Below are 17,595 nucleotides of genomic sequence, written 5' to 3'. Positions count from 1 at the left end.
GGCATGGGGTGCTGAGGCGCTTGTTCCTGGCGGGCCTGCTCCTGGCCTCCACGAGCACGTGGGCCGCGGAGTTCTGGGTGGACCCGGTGCGGGGCAGTCCCACCGGAGACGGCAGCGCGGCGAGGCCCTGGCGGACGCTGCGGGAGGTCATCAACGCCGGACTGGTGCAGAGCCAGAGCTGGGAGTCGCTGCCCTACGTGGAGGGCAAGGTGCTGGTGCCCCGGAACGTGGGCGCTCCCGTCAAGGCGGGCGACACCCTCTGGCTGCGCGGCGGGTACCACGGCGAGGTGGATGTCTGGAGTTACTACAACACGGGCTACGTGACGGTGGCGGCCGCGCCGGGCGAGGAGCCCCGGCTGGGCAGACTCCAGGTCCGCTCCAGCGCGTACTGGGTCTTCAAGGGGCTGCACATCAGCTCGGAGTACATGCCCGTTCCGGTGAAGACCACGCTCGTGGACATCGACTGGCACAGCTACCGGGGGCCGGTGCACCACATCACCCTGGAGGGGAACGTCATCCAGGCGGTGGCCAACATCAGCGGTTTCACGGCGGCTGACTGGACGAGCAGGGTGGGCGACGGAATCGAGGGGGATGGGTGGAGCCTCGTCATCCGCGGCAACCATCTGAAGAACGTCAACTACGGCATCAAGGTGGGTGCGTACGACTCCGTGGTGGAGTGCAACACGGTGGCGAACTTCGCCGGGGACGGGATGCACGGGATGGGTGACAACTCCCTGTTCCAGTACAACACCGTCAAGAATTGCTACGAGGTGTATGCCGACCACCGAGACGGGTTCCAGTCATGGACCTACGGTCCGGGCGGGGTGGGCAAGGGCGAGATTCGCAACGTCGTCCTCCGGGGCAATTACATCCTCAACTACGAGGACCCGAACCAGCCGTTCCGCTGCGCCCTGCAAGGCATTGGCGCCTTCGATGGGACCTACGTGGACTGGCTCGTCGAGAACAACGTCATCGTCACCGACCACTACCACGGCATCACGTTCATGGGCGTGCGCGGCGTGCGCGTGGTGAACAACACCGTGCTGGAGCCCAACGGCGCGGCGGGAGAGCCGGGCCCGCCGTGGATTCGCGTGGTGGAGCACAAGAACGGCACTCCGCCGCAGTCCTGCGTGGTGCGCAACAACCTGGCGCCCAAGTACGCGAATGCCACCGTGGGCGTGAGCGAGGACCACAACCTCGTGGTGAGCGACCCTGTGGCGTTCTACGTGAATCCGGCCACGTATGACCTGCGCCTCAAGCAGGGCTCGCCCGCGATTGACGTGGGGAGCGCGACGTTGGCGCCCCTCATCGACACCGTGGGCGTGGCGCGGCCCCAGGGCGCTGGCGTGGACCTGGGCGCGTACGAGTCGACGTCGCAGGCCCCGACGGGAGCAGGAGCGGGTGTGCCCCAGTGCTCCGCGTTCCAGGCAGCGGCCGCCCGGTAGGCTCCCACACTCCTTGGTGGCGGCTCGTGCAGGAGGGCTTCATGGAAGCCCTGCCGTCCTCTGCGTGCGGCCCTCGTTCGCTGCCCGCCTCTTCTCCCGCGAGCGCGGAAGAAGAGGTCGGGAGCCTGCTTCACCGCGCTACGGCGCGGGCGGCGGCAGGATGGCGGTGATGCGGTCCAACGCCGGGGCGGGCAGCGGAGTGCCCTGGCTGCTGTTGTTCTTGAGGTAGGCCTCCAGGGCGTCGGTGTCCACGGCGCCACCGAGGCGGTTGCGGCCCTCGGCGAACGGCGCGAAGCCGTCACCGCCGCTGGCGAGGAAGCTGTTCACCGTGACGCGGTAGTCGGCGGCCGGGTCGATGACCTGGCCGTTGAGCTTGATGGTGGCCGGGTCGATGCGGCTGCCGATGGGCTGGGTGGCGTCGAACGTGTACGAGAAGCCCACGGACGGCTGGAGGATGCGGGTGATGACGGCGCTGCCGGACTGCTGCCACTGGCGCTCCAGCGCCGCTTCAATCTGCGCGCCGGTCAGCGTGAAGGTGGTCATGCTGTTGCCGAAGGGCTGCGTGGTGAAGGCCTCGCCGTAGGTCACCTCGCCCTCGAGGATGTCCGCGCGCACGCCGCCCGGGTTCATGAAGGCAATCTGCGCTCCGCCCAGGTTGGCGGGCTTCGTAGCGGCGAGCTGCGCGTCCGCGATGACGAAGCCCAGCGTGGACTGGCCTGCCGGGTCCTTCTGGTTGCCGGGCGTCTGGAGCGTGGCGGCCACGTAGCCGATGACGCGGTTGGCGAGCGGGGTGGCGCGCTCCTGGTACTTCGCCACGAGCGCCTTCACGTTGGTGTCCTCCGCCACGGTGCGGGTGACGATGACGTTGTTGGCCTTCGCCTCCAGCACATCGCCCGTGGTCCGGTCGAGCTTCAGGTCGATGTCGGTGACGAGCCGGCCCACCGAGGCGGCGCTGGTGACGAGCTTGCCGTCAATGTTGCAGTTGTAGGCGTTGTGCGTGTGTCCGCTGACGATGACGTCCACCTCGTCGTCGATACCCTTGGCGATGTCCACGATGGCGCCGGAGATGAGGCCATCCGTGGTGCCGGTGCCCTTGCACTCGTTGACCAGCGCGCCGGTGGCCGCGACGCCGCCCTCGTGGACGACGATGACGATGGCCTCCACGCCCTGCTGCTTCAATTCGGGGACGAGCTTGTTGACCGTCTCCACCTCGTCCTTGAAGGACAGGCCGGACACGAACGTGGGCGTGACGATTTCGGGCGTGCCCTCGAGCGTCATGCCGATGAAGGCAATCTTCACGCCCTCGAAGGTGCGGATGTCATAGCGGGGGAAGAGGGTGCGGTCCGCGGAGGTGGCCACGTTGGCGGCGAGGTACTTGAAGCGGGCGCCCTCGAAGCCATCGCCGTCCTGGCAGCCGTCCACGGGGTGGCAGCCGCCGGTCTGCATGCGGAGCAACTCCGGGCTGCCCTCGTCGAACTCGTGGTTGCCCACGGCGACGAGGTCGATGCCAATCTTGTTCATCGCCTCGATGGTGGGCTCGTCGTGGAAGAGCGCCGAGAGGAGCGGCGTGGCGCCGATGAGGTCGCCCGCGGAGACGACGACGGTGTTGGGGTTGGTCTCGCGCAGGTCCTGGATGTGCCTGGCGAAGTACGTCACGCCGCCCGCGTTGACCCGGTCCGGACCGCCGTCGGGGAGCACGCCAATCTGAATCTGACCGCCGCTGCCGGCGGGAGCCTCGAGCTGCCCGTGGAAGTCATTGAACGCGAGAATCTGCACGCTCACGGGGCCGGAGTCCGGAGTCCCGGAGTCTGGACTCCCAGAGTCTGGGGTACCGGCGTCGGACTCGGTGGAGCGCGTCTCGCAGGTCTTGTCGATGCAGACCCACTGCTGGCCCGCGGACGGGTTGCCATTCTGGTCCTGGCAGTCGGCGGCGGTCTCACAGTCGTCGCTGCCGCAGCCGGCGTGGGTGAAGAGGAGCATGCCGGTGACGAAGGCTCCGGCGAGCAGGAAGGTTCCGGGTCGTGGGCTGAAGCGCCGGGGGGACGAAGATGGTTGCATCGAGGCGGCTCCTGGAGCGGGAGGGGGATGGCCCCGCTCGGGGCGGCGGACGTTGGCCTACCCGTGTGGCGAGTCTGTGAAGCCTCGGAGGCAAACCGGTGCCGTTGCGGTACTGCAAGCGTAACGGAATGTCCTTCCAAGGCCGTGCTGGGGGCACAGGTGTCTCGTGCTGCCTGACGGTTTCTGGGTGCAAGTCAAATCCGGAGCTTGCGCGTTTCGGTGGTTGGGAATGGATGGATTTGCGCCGGATGGGTCTGGTGCTGGTTTTGCATCCGGCGGTCCGTCCGAGCCCCTTCAGCACCGGGATACCGGCCAGTGGAGTCGTCCGATGCACCAGAGACGTGAGCTGTCATTCGTGTGCCCGCCTTCGAGTGGGGGAGCGGGACTGTGGGGTGCGATGCGGTCTTCGCAAGGCGTTGGGATGTGGGGGCTCGCCACGGCGATGCTGCTCCTGTCGGCCTGTCAGGGGGATGCGCTCGTCGAGCCGGGCCCGGAGCCCCTCAAGGTCATCACGGAGCACCGCGAGCTGCGGAGGGGGACCGGTGAGGCAAGGCTGGGTGAGGACTGCGCTGCGGGAGGTGCCTCGGACTGCGCCTCGCGCCTGTGCCTGCAGTCCGCGAACGTGAAGGCCGAATCGACAGGCCGCGCTGGTGCCTACGTGTGCAGCACACCGTGCGAGACGCTCGCGCAGTGCCCCGAGGAGTGGAGTTGCGTTCAGTTCTACCCCGGTGAAGGCGGGCGGGCCTGTGTGCCGCCGCAGGGCTGGGCGCCCCATGCCGCCCGGCTTCATCCGTCCTCGCGTTAGGCCGAGCGCGACGCCTTCCAAGCAAGTTCAACCCGATTGACCGGGCTGCGCCCGTGCGCGCCCTTTTCCCTTTCTGGAGCTTTCTTCCGTGAGTCTTTCTCTCGCTCGATGGCGTGGCGTCCTCGTCTTCCTCACCGTGGTTGGCCTGGTCCTGGGGGCGTTTCCTGCCGCCGCCCAGATCAGCTACTGCCTTCCCACGGGCTCTACCTGCGGTGACGGCGTGGCGGTCATGCACCAATGGAGTTGCCCCTGTGACGGTGGTACCTGCACCAAGGTCTGCAACAACGGGCAGACGGCCCCGGACGGCGGGTGCATGAGTGGCATCACCTGTACTCCGGTGGGAACCTGCCAGCCGGTGACGAACCAGTACGCGGCAGGGTCCTGTCAGGATTGGCCATGCACACCGGGTGAGAGCTGCGTTGCGGACGGATGCAAGGGGACGTGCGTCCTCGATCCGGAGTACGACGTCTCGAATGACGGCATCCAGGTGAAGGCGCCGCAGGTGCGTTGTGACATCTCCACTTGCAGTCAACCGGACTGCGAGGACGAAAAATGCGAGTGCTCGTCGGGACAGCGGAACCTCGTCAAGGGAGACCCCGTGGACCTGTCAGCGGGGACGAGTGTGCTGTGGGCGAGGGACTTCGGAGTTTCCCAGGACAATGTCTCCGTTGCGTTCTCCCGTAGCTTCGTGTCAGGCGCAGGTGTGAAGAGTGTCGAACCCGGCGTCGTCCTGCATGGCGGCCAGATTTCTCAGACGCCTGTCGCCTACACACTTGCGCCCAAGCCTTTCGGTTCCGCGCCCGCCAATCCTCGCGTGGCGCTGTGGTCGCATGGCTTCTGGAGCTACGTGAAGCAGGAGTCGAACCGCTACACCGTGAAGCGCGGCAATGGCTCCGAGCTCAGATTCACGCCCTGCGTCGGTGCTCCATGCTGGGCGGGAAAGGAGCAGGGGGATTCCTCTCCGGACAAGTTCCAGCGTACGGCCTCGGGCTTCGTGCTCGTCACGCAGTCCGGAGAACGTCACGTCTACAGCTCACCCTGGAACGAGAGTGGCGCGACGGTGGCGCCCAGCCATTACTTCCTGACGCGAATCGAATCCGTCCGCGGGAAGGTGCTGGCGTCACTCTCATATGCGCTACCCCAAGGACTCACTTGTGTCGCCGGAACCGTGGCTGGCAGCGAGGGAGTGCCCTACCTCTCGCAGGTGACTCTGCCCTACGGCGAGAGCTTGCGGCTCGAGTACGCTCAGTTGGGGGCCGCGGGCGCGACCCAGTGTGTGGTCCGCCGCCTCTACCGTCGCGTCACGCTCCCGTCGAACCAGGCCGACGAGCGACTGCATGCAACGTACGCGTACGTGCAGCAGGCTGGCGTGGAGCAGCCGGGACTTCTCTCCAGGGTGGAGAATGCCTCGGGAGAAGCCGAGGTGTACGACTACCCCGTGGGAAGTCTCGTGACGTCGCGCTCGGATGTGCAGGTCACGCGCCATACCTACAGCATCGCGGGGCAGGTGACGGCCACTGAGGATGCGGACGAAAAGCTCCAGGTAGGCAAACCGTTTGTATCGCGCTGCTCTGCTGGACAGGGGTGCTGCGGCGACACGTTCACCAGCCGGCAGGTGACGGATAATGCCGCCCTGACGGGAAAGATGAGCGCGGCTCTGGCCTACTATGGCAGTACCTATGAGTCCGTGACGAGCATCGGGCCCAGCGGTGCTCCGACGCTGCTGAAGGTGACCGACTACTGCTCCGGTGGGGGCTGCAGCTCCGGGACCATTCGCTATGACTGGACCTGCGGTACGTCGAGCCAGCCTCCCGTACTCAAGGGCGTTCAGGACAAGCTCGGCCATTGGACTGTCTATGACTACGCCTTCGTCACGGATACCTCCGGGACGGTGCAGGCGGAGAAGCGGGTCGAGCGCAAGGGCGCCGCCAACCAGGACGGAGGCATGGCGCTGGAGGAGACCCGCTACACCTACGCCTATGACGACGGGAACCACCAGCTCCCCACCGTTTCCGAGCGAGACAGCGTGCTGATGTCCACGGGCGGCAAGGCGCGCAAGGTGAGCCGCTACGCGCCGGGGACCTCGCGGTTGGTGGCGTCCCTGGAGTCCGGTTGGACGCGCGACTTCAACGCCGACGCTGGGACCTGGAGCGACACGCCCCGCGTGCGCGGCACCTTCTATTTCACGGCACACACGGTGGGAGACACGACGCCCGACCCCGAAGGCCGGACGTTGGAAGAGCACGGGCCCTGCTGGGTGGAGAATGAGGCCGCCACCGACTGTCCCGTGGGCACGCCCTACAAAGTGGTGCGATACCACTACTGGCCCGACACCGCGGGCTGGCCTCGCGCGGGGAAGCTGAGCCAACGCAGCGAGGAGGGGCCGGGCGTGACGGCCCTGGTCACCACCTTTGACCATGCCTTTGACGTCGCGACGGGCGAAGAGGTGTTCACCCAGACGGACCCGAATGGCGTCGTGACGGAGTCGCGATCACTCAGTGGCCGGGTGGTGAGTACTCGCGTTCTGCCTCCAGGCGGAGCCGCGGTGGTGGCCACCACCTACGGGTATGACTCCGCCGGGCATCTGACGTGGACGCGCCTTCCCGAAGGCAACTACGAGGTGTCCTGCTACCGGAAGGACACGCCGACGGCAGCTTGCGCGGGTGGCACCATGACCTCGAAGCTGCAGTGGCGTGCCAGGTCCGCCGTCGCGGACGGGGCGACCTGGAGCGAGAAGGTGACGTACACCTACTGGGTGGACGGCACGGTGGAGTACGAGCGCTATCTGGATTCGGCGGGCAACGTCCGGCGCGTCCGGGGATTCTCTGTCGATGCCCACAAGCGTCTGAAGACGGAGGTGTGGGGAGACAACTCGGGGCTCTATGGGTTCGCTCGCGGCTACGACAAGAACAACAACCTGTCCGGCATCGGGCTACCGTATCCGCAGGGATTCCCGGACTGTGATAACGGCGCGCCCACGTGCACCACCATGGTCTATGACCGGGTGAACCGGCTCAGCCGGCTGGATGAGTACCCCAACAACGTCGTCTCGGCCGGGTACCGCACATGCTTCAAGCATGACAAGCATGGCAACGTCACCAGCGTGGAGCCCGGACTCACGGTCTCCACCGACGGCTACTGTGACACCTACACCCCGGGAGCGGGAGCGACGCTCTATACCTATGATGACTTCGGGCAGTTGGTGCAGGTGGACAGCCCGGCGATGGGGACGGGAAGCGCCCGTGGGACGACGCGCTATGCCTATGACGTCAACGGCCAGCAGACCATCAAGCAGACGCCTTCGCAGGCGGCCCAGTCTGCGCTGGACCATGTGGCGTCGACGTATGACGTGCTCGGGCGGTTGATGCAGGTGGCGCACCGCAGTCCCACGGCTATAGGTGGCGTGGAGGTGCTCTACGCCCAGGGCTACGACGCCTCGCAGACTCCACCAGCCTCGTGCGGGGCGCTCGACTTCACGGTGGGCCGCATGCGGTGGCGGGACGACTCCTTCGGCCGCACCTGGTTCGGGTACGACTGGGCAGGACGTGTCGTGCGGGAGGTGCGCATCCGCGCGGGGAGCACCGGGTGCAGCGCGTCCACTCCCTATACGAACCCGCATACGGCCTATACCTACAGCCCCAACGGCAACCTCACCTCCATTGTCTACCCGTATGGCCGCACCGTCTCGTATGTGTATGGGACGGGCGCCTGGGTGAACCGCGTCCAGGAAGTCCGCGCGACAGTCTTCGGCACGGGTGGTGCCTCGTCCGACGTGACGCTTGTTGGCGGTCATCGCGGAGCGCGGAAATCTGGTCATCGGATGCAGCTCGGCCCCGCCCCCACCGCGGAGCGGGAGAGCGGGGCCGGCTGGCCGCAGTGGGACGCGGAGGGGGTCAGCCCTTCTTGGCCTTGCGCTCGGCGCGGGACTCCTCGGCCACGCGTCGGCGGTAGCTGTCGCCCTCAATGCTGATGATGCTGGCGTGGTGGATGACGCGGTCGATGAGAGCGATGGCGCACGCGGCGTTGGGGAAGATGGTGGTCCATTCCGAAAACGGCAGATTGGTCGTCAAGACAATCGGCTTTTTCTCATACCTGCGCGACACCACTTGGAAGAGCAGGTCCGCGTTCCGGGCGTCGTAGGAGAGGTAGCCAATCTCGTCGATGACGAGCAGACCCGCCTGGGTGCAGTAGTGCTTCAGGCGCCGGTCCAGGGCCCTGGCGGAGTCCTGACTGCCCAGGTCGAGCAGCAGTTGGGAGGCGGTGGTGAAGAGGACGGAGTGGCCAGCCTGCACGGCGTTGTAGGCGATGTTCTGGGCAATCATCGTCTTGCCCAATCCCTGAGGGGCGACAAGGACGACATTGGCGGGGCGGGCCATGAAGTCCAGGGCCAGGGCGCTCTCGACGGCCGGCCTGTCAATGCGCTTGGGCCAGCCCCAGTCGAAGTCGGCCATCGTCCTGAGCGCGCCGAGCTTGCTGCGTGACAGGCGCCGCTCCACGCTGCGACGAGCCCGGTCCTTCGTCTCCTCCTCGGCGATGGCTTCCAGCAGCTCGGTCGGCCCCCACCTGCGCTTGGTGGCCATGGCAATGAGGTCATCGAGTGCGTCGCTGGTGTGGCTCAGGCCGAGGGCGGTGAGACGTTCTTTCAGGGGCATCATGGTGCTTGCTCCGGGTCGCCCTCGAGGAGGGCGTCGTAGGCGTTGAGGGAATGCTGGGGGACGCGCTGCTCACGCACGCGCGGGTCATCTGGCAGCACCAGGGGCAGCGGCGGAGGCGCCCCCTTCTGACGGCGTCGCTGGTCGAGGACGTGGGCGACGGAGGCGGGCCCGAGTGCGCCGCGCTCGAGCGTCTCGGCCAGGGCGGCGTCCAGTTCCGCGGCGCCGTAGCGCTCTGCTAGCGCCAGCAGCTTCACGGTGTGGTTGCCGAGGTTGTCACCGCGGTCGGCGAGCGCCTGGAGCATCTGGTCGGCGCGTGGGCAGCGGGCGCGCAGCAAGTCCCGTCCGCGCAGCTCGTGGGCGTGGGCCTTCTTCCTGGCCAGCGCGGCCAGGTGCTGGGCGTCCTCGACGAGGGCGCCCTTGTCCCAGCTGCGCACGTGCGAGGCGACCTGCTGGGCGCCGTCGAGCAGGCGCACCGTGGTGGCAGAGGCCACCAGCGTGAGAGGACGGCGTACCAGGCCATCCGGAATCGAGTAGTCATTGCCGTCGAAGCGCACGTAGGGCGTCTTGCCGGAGGAGGCGGGGCGCACCACGTCGGTGGGCAATGGGTGGGCGGGCAGCGGCAGCAGGCGGGGACGCTCGTCTTCCAGTGCCTCGGCCACCGTGCGGCCCGAGGCGTCGCCGGGCACCCGACGCTGGTGGGCCACCTCGTCCACCCAGCGCTTGAGCTGCCGATTGAGGTCGTCCAGGCCGTGGAAGCTGCGAGCGGCGAAGAAGGAATCGCGCAGGTAGCGGATGGTGCGCTCCACCTTGCCCTTCTCGTTGCCGCGGTAGGGGGCACAGGGTTTGGGCGCGAAGTGGTAATGCCCGGCGGCCTCCAGCACGCGGGGGTGGAAGCGGATGGCGTCTCCGGCCCGCTCCAGCACGACGGACTTCAAGTTGTCGTAGAGGAGGCTGCGAGGCACGCCCCCGAGCGCCTCGAAGGCCTGGACGTGGCCCTGCAGAAAGCACTCCATCGTCTGCCCCAGGAAGAAGCGTGCGTACATGGCGCGCGAGTGGCCCAGCACCAGCACGAAGCAGGAGAGCGTCCGGGAGGCCCGCCCCACCTGCACCTTGCCGAAGCTGCCCCAGTCCACCTGCGCCTCTTCGCCAGGTAGGGTGCAGCGGCGCAGGAAGGCCTCGGCCTGGGGCCCAGGGCGCACCCGCCGCACGTAGCGCTTCACCTGCTCGTAGCCCCCCGGGTAGCCCCGGGCCTTCACCATGTGGAAAAGGCGCGTGGCCCTCAGGCGCGGGTGGGCCTTGAGGGTGGCGTCGATGAAGTCCGTGTAGGGGCCCAGCACGGTGGGTTTCACCGTGCTCCTATCGGCAGGGGCCACCTGCACGTCCTCGAGGGCCGCCTCCACGGTGTCGTGGTGCAGGCCCAACTCCGTGGCGATGGTGCCCACCGGCCAGTGCTCCGCGTAGTGCAGCCGGCGGATGCGGGCACGTACCTCCGGGGCAATCATCCGCCCACCTCCTCACGGAAGGCCGCGCCGCCAACGCGGGCCCACTCGGGTGCGCGCCAAGGTGGTGTGGCGGAGGAAGGGGCTTTGGCGCCCGCAGAACGTGCAGGCGGGAGAAGGCGGCAGTGCATGCGGAGGGGGCCTCGCTGCGCTCGGCTCCGAGGCCACCTGCGTGGTGGCCTGGACCGGCGCGAGTGGCACCGTCGCCTCGTGAGCCGCCTCCGGGGGAGCCTGATGCGTCACTTTCCTGCGTCGCTCCCGGTATGCAGCCTGGCGCGCAGCGTGGGCGTGCCGCCCGTCCCGCGTGCGCTGGTAGCGCCGCCCGGCCGCACGCACCGACTCCGCGCGCGCCCTCCTGCCGCAGGCCCGCTCGCAGTAGCGCTGGCCCCGGTCGCATCCGGTGCACAGCTGAAACAGCCGTCGGCACTCCGGCCGACCGCACACCGCCAACCGCAGCGACTCCACGCGCAGCCTCCCGCGCGCGCCGACTTCTGGCGCTACGCCCCGGACTGCGCTACCCCTGCCTCACCGGCCCGCCCCTCTCGCACACCAGGGCGCGCCTCCAGGAGGGCCCTCCAGGTGTCGCTGGTGGGCCTTCCGTTTTTCAGGACGCGCGCGACCGCGGACTCCACCGGCGCACTCCCCACCCCTCAACTTTTTGGCTGCACGCGCCGACGGTGCCGGCCACGAAGTCACGGAACTCCGGGCGACCGATGACCAGGAATCAGCGCTTCCTGGAGACCATCAACAGACGCTGTTGTCCCAGGTTGCATGGGAGCCGTACGGAGGGCTGCGCGGCTACCGTCAGCACCTGCAGGGCAGCGCCTCCACCGTCAGCGTCGAGTACCGGCTGGGCAACGCCAGTGGGGCGTTCAACCGCTGCTCGACGGAAGCCAATGGCGACCTCGGTACCAATGACAAGACGGGCCGCATGCGGGCGCTGTGGGTGTCAACGCTTGCCTCGGGCGCCTCGTGGGTGCCCGGTGCCGGCAATGGCGGGGTGCTTCGTCAGACCTACAAGTGGAGCGCGGACCAACTGGCGAGCAGCATCAGTTGCCTTCTGGGGGCGGAAGTCTTCACGTCGCCCGCCCACCAGTACACCCACGACCGAATGCTTCGCGTGAAGTCGGCGACGGCCATGGCGCAGTCCCCGGGGGGGCCTTTCAGCTTCCGCTCCTTCGAGTATGACGGCCGTGGCAACCGTACGTCAGAGGCGGGGGAGGCGAATGCGTGGACGCTCACCTACGGCGCAGCGCCTGCGCACCCCGACTGGCTTACCCAGCGCGCGAGTCAGCAGACCGGCAGTTGGCTTTCCTATGGGTATACCTACGATGCGGATGGGCGTGTGACGCAGAAGCGCTGGCCGAATGCGTCTGCAGGCACTCCGGTGCATACGGTGGACTTCACTCCAGGGGCCTGGGCTCAGGGTGGCAACGACACGGTGTTCCGTACCGCGAATGTCCAGGGAGCCAGCTACAGCTACTACTACGACGCGGACAACCGTCGTCGAGTGAAGGTGTACCCGACGGGCGCGAAGGACGAGTACTTCTACGACACGGAGCACAGCCTCCTGGTGGACGCTGGCAATGACGTGCTGATGTCACCAGGTGCGCACCCGACGGACGAGTACGTGTGGCTGGACGGCAGGCCCGTAGCGCTCATTCGCGGGCGGCTCAACGCCGCATGGGTCCGCGAGCCGGACAGCACGGCTGACTGCAAGCGAGCTGGCGAAGCAGCGGCGTGTGGCGTTTACCCGTTGGTGACGGACTACCTGGGCAAGCCTGCGTTGATGCTGGACGGACAGGGCAGGGTAGTGGGCACGGGCGAGTATGACGTCTTCGGGCACGTCAACCGCGTCAGTGTGGACGTGGAGACGCCCCATCCGTATGGCACGTTGACAGGGACGTTCGGGTCTACTCTGAAGCAGCCCAGTACCCCAGGTACAAGCACGCAGATGCGGCTACTGGTGGACGCGCTGGACTTGTATGCTCCCCAGGGGGCTGCCTGTGCTAACAGCCCAAAGGATGCGCTACAGGTGCGTGATGCTACCAGCGGCGCTGCCCTTGAGACAGTGACGGCGGACAAGCGCCATGCGTGGACGGGGTGGCTGACGCCCGGCAGCACGGGCGTCCAGTTGGCGATTACCAGCGCAGGCAACTGCGACACCATGTCGGCAGGTTGCAGCTGCACGGGGAGCGCTCCGACTTCGGGGCGGACACAGATGGGTGCGGCGGTTTCAGCGTACGAGTACCGGCGGTTCCAGATGGGCGCCCAGCCGCTTTGGACACCGCTGCGTTTTCCTGGCCAGTACTACGACGCGGAAACGGACCTCTTCGAGAACTGGAACCGCTACTACGATCCGAGCATTGGTCGCTATCTACAACCAGAACCAGTTTTGCAGGAGCCAGATTTCATTCAATCAAGGGCGTTGGTTGGGCTGAGCACGCCCTCGTACGCCTACGCCAGCAACAACCCTGTCAATCGGTACGACCCGAACGGCGAGTTCGATCTCGCGACCGGTGGCGCGGCAGTCGGCGAAGTAGTGGGAGGAGCAAGCGGTGCCTCTGCTGGCGCAGCACTCGGTGGCGGGCTTGCTATCAGTGCAGGCGTGGTTGCATTGATTTGTAAGGCCACAGGCAACTACTACGACTTCTGCGATTTCTGGTTCCCACCGGAGCCGGACAAGTGTGAGGACAAGCCTGAGGACCCGAATCCACCGAAACATCCGCGGCATCCTCAATGCTACCCCCAGTACCTGAAAGATACGGCAGAGTGCGGTTCTTGGTACACGGATGATGTCCCGTACGAGAAGTGCATGGCGCAGGCCTGGAAGAACTACATCAGGTGCCTCAATGGTCTCCCGTGGCAGCCAATGAGATGAGCGCATCCGGCTCAGGAGGAATGTTCATCGTGAATGACGAGAATCCCCTTCGTACCGCGTCTGACCTCGCCCAAGCAGGCAGGACGGCCGAGGCCATCGCTTGCCTAGAATCTGCTCTGGCTCGCACTCGGTCAAACAAGGAAAGGCCAGCCAACGCATCGATCCTGGCCAGAACGGCGGGACTCTTCTGCGAGGAAGCCGGCAGACTTTCGCAGGCAGCGAGCTACTACGAAGAAGCAGTTGCTACCGCGGATCGCGATCCACTCCCGCTGCTCGCTTTGGCGGGCGTACGCTGGCGGTTGGGTCAAGCTGACAGCGCACGTTCGTGCCTGGCAAGAGCAGAATCCATGGCCCAGTCCTCCTCCGATGCTGATGCCTTGAAAATGGTCGCCAATATCCGCGCGGAGTGGGCGAGCGACGACAGTTGAACAGTAAATGTTCGCCGAGCCCCATCCCGGCAACGTGCTGCCCCGCCCGGGACGACCGGCGGGAGCGGCCGTCAGTCTTGGCTCCTCGGAAGCGTGACAGTTCCTGGATTCGCGATGGCGGTGAGCACAGCGTGCCGCAGATAGAGCCCGGGGCCTCACCACGCAGGCGTGCCGTCTCGATGGGGGAATAGAGGAGCGCGGCTACCTCGGTTCCTCGCTGAGATTTGCTGCCGTTGTGATTTCGCTGAAGCGGCGTCCCGAAGATGATACGTGCGTCCGTGCTCGATTCCCATCGCCACTCACCCGTCCAGCACTGCTGCGTCGTCGTCCATCTAAAGTGAGACCTGCCTTGAGTCAGCGCAAGCAACTGTCGCCTGAAGAGCTTGAATCGGCACTCAGCGATATCCGGGGGGATGACCCCGTGCGCATCGTCCAAGCGGCCAACCTTCTTTCGTCCGACCCCTCGACGACTTCCCGCCTGGTCGCCCTACTCGCGTTGGAGAGCCGGATGGAGGTGCGCCAGGGCATTCTCTACGCACTCGCCTGGCACGGCGACCTCAGCACGTGGGACCTGGCGGTCCGCATCGTCGCGGACACGCGAGAGGCACCGAGTGTCCGGGGACAAGCCGCGGAGAGCCTTGCGTACATGTTCAGCGCTGTGTGGCCTGGCGACGGCAAGTTCGAAGCGGCCACTGCTGCTCTGCTCGACGCGATGAAGGACCCTTCGCCTGAGGTTCGCTATTGTGCCGTGCACGCGCTTGGCAGCGCGGCACATCTCTCGCTGCTGCCAGCACTCGAAACGATGCTGACAGACCACACGCTTGTTGAAGGCTGGGGTAGAACCGTCGCTGAAATGGCGGCTGAGCAGATTGATTGGCTTCGGAAGGCACACGAACGCCGACAACAGCGGTTGCCGCCGTACGATAAATAGCGTTGGGATGGGTCTGAGAGTGCATTTGTCGGCGCTTGCCAACACGGATTGGTCCTCTGACCGGGAGGAGATTTACGCGCAGCCGCCGAGTGTCGCCTGGCTATGAGAGCGCACGCACGGAGTCGGGGCTGAAATTGAAGCAGGCGGACAGGTTCGAGGACTTGGGCTGGTCGTGACGGTGCGCCGTACCCCGGGTGTTACGAGCGATAGCGCCAGTGCCTGTCGCCGCACTTCGAAGGAGTGACAAGCTCCAGCCCGAGTCGAAGGCCTGAGGGAATCATGTGGCTGTTGCTGCGTATTGCATGGGCGGGGTTGGGCGCCTGGGCCGGGGCGATGGTGATGTTCCGTATCCGCTGCATGAGCCCCGTCTGGCAGAGCTGAGCCGACGCGAGCAGGGTGGCGCGCATGGCAAACGCGGAGCTGTGGAGGAAGCGAGTCGCGGACTGGCGCGCCAGCGGGCTGAGCGCAGCGGAGTACTGCAAGGGTCAGGAGTTCACGCCGGGCCCGCTGTACCGATGGTCCAGTCGTATGGCGGGGACCGCGCGCGGTGAGGCGGGCGCGGTGCTGCCCATGGTGCGGCTGGTCACGGCGACGGCCTCCGTTGAGGCCGCGCCGCGGACCGCCCAGGTCATCATCGAAGTGCAAGGCGCACGTGTCCTGGTGCCGGCTGGCGCGGACGCGGCGACGGTGCGGGTGGCGCTGGAGGCACTCGAGGCCGCGGGGCGGAGCCCAGCGCGATGATTCCGCACGGCGTCGAAATCTTCGTCGGCCTGGAGCCGATTGACCTGCGTTGGGGCTTCGAGCGGCTGGCGGGGCTGGTGGAGGAGCGGCTGGGCCGCCAGACGCGCAGCGGCGCGCTCTTCGTCTTCTTCGGCAAGCGGCGCACGGCGCTCAAGGTGCTCTTCTACGACGGCACGGGGCTGTGCCTGTTCTACAAGCGGCTGGACACCGGCTGCTTCCAGGTGCCGCACGGACTTGAGGAGGGCGCCCAAAGCCTCGCGGTGGAGGAGCACGTGCTGGAGGAGTTGCTGGACGGGCTGCGCGTCGAGGCGCCGCGCCGAGGCCCTCGTCCGCATTGAGGAGCCAGGGTAGCGGGGCGGAGGCGGTGGCCCCTACCCGGTAGGAGGGTATCGACAGCGCCGATGCAAGGGGTTACAAGGCCGCCGCCGATGCACGAGTCCCCGTCCGTTACCCAGGCGCGCATTGCCGAATTGGAGGCGGCCCTACTGGCGGAGCGGGCGGCCCTGGCCGCCGAGAGGCAGCGCACCGCGCAGTTGGAGAAGGAGCGGGAGGTACTGAAGGCCTCGCACGAGAGGCTGCGGCTGGAGTTGGAGCTGCACAAGCAACGACTCTTCGTGGCCAAGGCCGAGCGGGTGGACACGCGGCAACTGGAGCTGGAGTTCGCCCAGAAGCTGCGCGCCCTGGAGCAGGTGGCCGGCACGCTGGGCATGGCCTCGGGTGAGGTGTCAGGCAACGCGGGGGCGAAAAAGAAGCGCAAGCCCTCGGGCCGGCGGGACTTGAGAAACCTGCCGCTGGAGGAGAAGCGGGTAGAGATTGCTGACCCCGTCTTCGACGCGCTGGTGGCGCAGGGCAAGGCGGAGCGAATCGGCTTCGAGGAGAGCTGCAAGCTGGCCTGGCAACGGGGCGGGATGCGCCGGCTCGTCATCGCCCGGGTGAAGTACCGCACCGTGGACGCCGATGGTGAGGTCTTCCTGGCGTCGGCGATGACGCCCCCGGAGTTCTTCTTCCGCTGCCTGGCCGCGCCGTCGCTGCTGGCCCACCTGGTGACGGGGAAGTACTGCGAGGGGCTGCCGCTCTTCCGCTTGGAGCAGCGCTTCGCGCGCGACGGGGTGCCGGTGGACCGGGGCACCATGGCCCGGTGGATGGAGGACATGGGGGCGACGGTAGGCACCACCGTGGTGGCCGCCATGCGCGACGAGGCGCTCGCCACCGCCTTCTGCATCGCCACGGATGCCACGGGCGTGGCGGTGCAGCCGGTGCCCGTCGAAGGCCAGCGCCAGGCGTGCCGGCGGGGCCACTACTTCGTGCAGGTGGTGGACAAGGACGCCGTCTTCTTCGAGTACACGCCGCGCGAGACGAGCGCCGCGGTGCTGGAGCTCTTCAAGGGCTTCAGCGGGTACGTGCAGGCCGACGCCAAGAGCGTCTACGACGCCCTCTTCCGTCCCGCCGAGGACGAGCCGCCGGACGGCGAGGCCGAGGTGAGACACGAGGTGGCGTGCTGGGCGCACTGCCGCCGAGGCTTCTGGGAGGCGACAGTGGCCAAGAGTGTCGTCGCCCGTGAGGGCCTGGCGCGCATCGGCCGCATTTTCGAGTTGGAAGCGACGTGGAGGGACAAGCCTGCCGAGGAGATTCACCGGCTGCGGCTGGCGCACCTGCGCCCGCACGTGGACGCCTTCTTCACCTGGGCCGAGGCCGAGCACGAGAAGGTGCGGGAGGAGCGCGGCCTGTTGCGCAAGGCGCTCGGCTACGCGGTGCGGCACTGCGAGGCCCTGCGACGCTTCCTCGAGGACGGCCGGCTGCTGCTGGAGAACAACCGCTCCGAAAGAGAGTTGAGGCGGATTGCCGTCGGAAGAAAGGCGTGGCTCTTCGTCGGCAGTGATGACCACGCCCAGAGCGCCGGCCACCTCTTCACCCTTATCGCCACCGCGCGGCTGCACCGCCTCGACCCCGAGGCCTACCTGAGAGACCTCTTGCGCGTGCTGGCCCACTGGCCCCGCGAGCGCTACCTGGAGCTGGCTCCCAAGTACTGGTCCGCCACGCGAGCCCGCCTCATGGCCGCCGAACTCGACGCGGAGGTGGGGGAGCTCACCGTCCCGGAGCCGCTCGCGACCGCGTCCGAAGAGCAGTCGTCGCCGCGCTGAAAGGGTTCCGT

General features: G+C 67.2%; 12 protein-coding genes. 9 read left to right on the top strand and 3 right to left on the bottom strand.

The window, feature by feature from the left end; all coding sequences use genetic code 11:
* Window positions 1-8: 8 nt before the first annotated feature.
* Window positions 9-1,445, top strand: a complete 1,437-nt coding sequence (locus ACVTJA_RS45020) for a choice-of-anchor Q domain-containing protein (RefSeq protein WP_465830059.1) — start codon at window positions 9-11, stop codon at window positions 1,443-1,445.
* A 138-nt stretch (window positions 1,446-1,583) separates the two neighbouring features.
* Here the strand turns inward: ACVTJA_RS45020 and ACVTJA_RS45015 are convergent, their stop codons facing one another.
* A complete protein-coding gene (locus ACVTJA_RS45015) occupies window positions 1,584-3,503 on the bottom strand; it encodes a bifunctional metallophosphatase/5'-nucleotidase (RefSeq protein WP_465830057.1) in 1,920 nt (639 codons plus the stop codon).
* Window positions 3,504-3,924: 421 nt separating this feature from the next.
* On the opposite strand from ACVTJA_RS45015, the gene ACVTJA_RS45010 reads away from it, so the two are divergent.
* Complete coding sequence (locus ACVTJA_RS45010; protein ID WP_465830056.1) at window positions 3,925-4,308, top strand: hypothetical protein; 384 nt, start codon at window positions 3,925-3,927, stop codon at window positions 4,306-4,308.
* A gap of 598 nt (window positions 4,309-4,906) precedes the next feature.
* Window positions 4,907-8,278: an RHS repeat domain-containing protein gene (locus ACVTJA_RS45005; RefSeq protein WP_465830054.1), complete on the top strand. Its 3,372-nt coding sequence runs from the start codon at window positions 4,907-4,909 to the stop codon at window positions 8,276-8,278.
* On the opposite strand, the gene istB is transcribed toward ACVTJA_RS45005, so the two are convergent.
* Together istB and istA are read right to left on the bottom strand one after the other, a co-directional pair.
* Window positions 8,202-8,963 carry an IS21-like element helper ATPase IstB gene (gene istB, locus ACVTJA_RS45000; protein ID WP_465824711.1) on the bottom strand — a complete coding sequence of 254 codons (762 nt, stop codon included), beginning with the start codon at window positions 8,961-8,963 and terminating at the stop codon, window positions 8,202-8,204. The genes ACVTJA_RS45005 and istB overlap by 77 nt on opposite strands.
* Window positions 8,960-10,465 (bottom strand): IS21 family transposase, encoded by a 1,506-nt coding sequence (gene istA, locus ACVTJA_RS44995; RefSeq protein ID WP_465824713.1) that lies wholly within the window; start codon window positions 10,463-10,465, stop codon window positions 8,960-8,962. Before istA ends, istB begins: the two co-directional genes overlap by 4 nt.
* Window positions 10,466-11,219: 754 nt before the next feature.
* Between istA and ACVTJA_RS44990 the strand changes: the two genes are divergently transcribed.
* The 6 genes from ACVTJA_RS44990 to tnpC all read left to right on the top strand — a co-directional run bounded on the left by ACVTJA_RS44990 (window position 11,220) and on the right by tnpC (window position 17,584).
* Window positions 11,220-13,343, top strand: coding sequence for an RHS repeat-associated core domain-containing protein (locus ACVTJA_RS44990; RefSeq protein ID WP_465830052.1), 2,124 nt, complete (start codon window positions 11,220-11,222; stop codon window positions 13,341-13,343).
* A gap of 20 nt (window positions 13,344-13,363) precedes the next feature.
* A complete protein-coding gene (locus ACVTJA_RS44985) occupies window positions 13,364-13,771 on the top strand; it encodes a tetratricopeptide repeat protein (RefSeq protein WP_465830051.1) in 408 nt (135 codons plus the stop codon).
* Between the two features lie 349 nt (window positions 13,772-14,120).
* Complete coding sequence (locus tag ACVTJA_RS44980) at window positions 14,121-14,702, top strand: HEAT repeat domain-containing protein (RefSeq protein WP_465830049.1); 582 nt, start codon at window positions 14,121-14,123, stop codon at window positions 14,700-14,702.
* 405 nt (window positions 14,703-15,107) lie between these two features.
* Window positions 15,108-15,443 carry an IS66 family insertion sequence element accessory protein TnpA gene (tnpA, locus tag ACVTJA_RS44975; RefSeq protein ID WP_465830048.1) on the top strand — a complete coding sequence of 112 codons (336 nt, stop codon included), beginning with the start codon at window positions 15,108-15,110 and terminating at the stop codon, window positions 15,441-15,443.
* Window positions 15,440-15,781 carry an IS66 family insertion sequence element accessory protein TnpB gene (tnpB, locus tag ACVTJA_RS44970; protein ID WP_465830046.1) on the top strand — a complete coding sequence of 114 codons (342 nt, stop codon included), beginning with the start codon at window positions 15,440-15,442 and terminating at the stop codon, window positions 15,779-15,781. The genes tnpA and tnpB overlap by 4 nt, the downstream gene beginning before the upstream one ends.
* A 90-nt stretch (window positions 15,782-15,871) precedes the next feature.
* Window positions 15,872-17,584 (top strand): IS66 family transposase, encoded by a 1,713-nt coding sequence (tnpC, locus tag ACVTJA_RS44965; RefSeq protein ID WP_465830045.1) that lies wholly within the window; start codon window positions 15,872-15,874, stop codon window positions 17,582-17,584.
* Window positions 17,585-17,595: the final 11 nt, after the last annotated feature.

It is taken from the genome of Pyxidicoccus sp. M6 (genome assembly GCF_055568925.1).
This window is presented reverse-complemented; position numbering and strand designations above follow the sequence as displayed.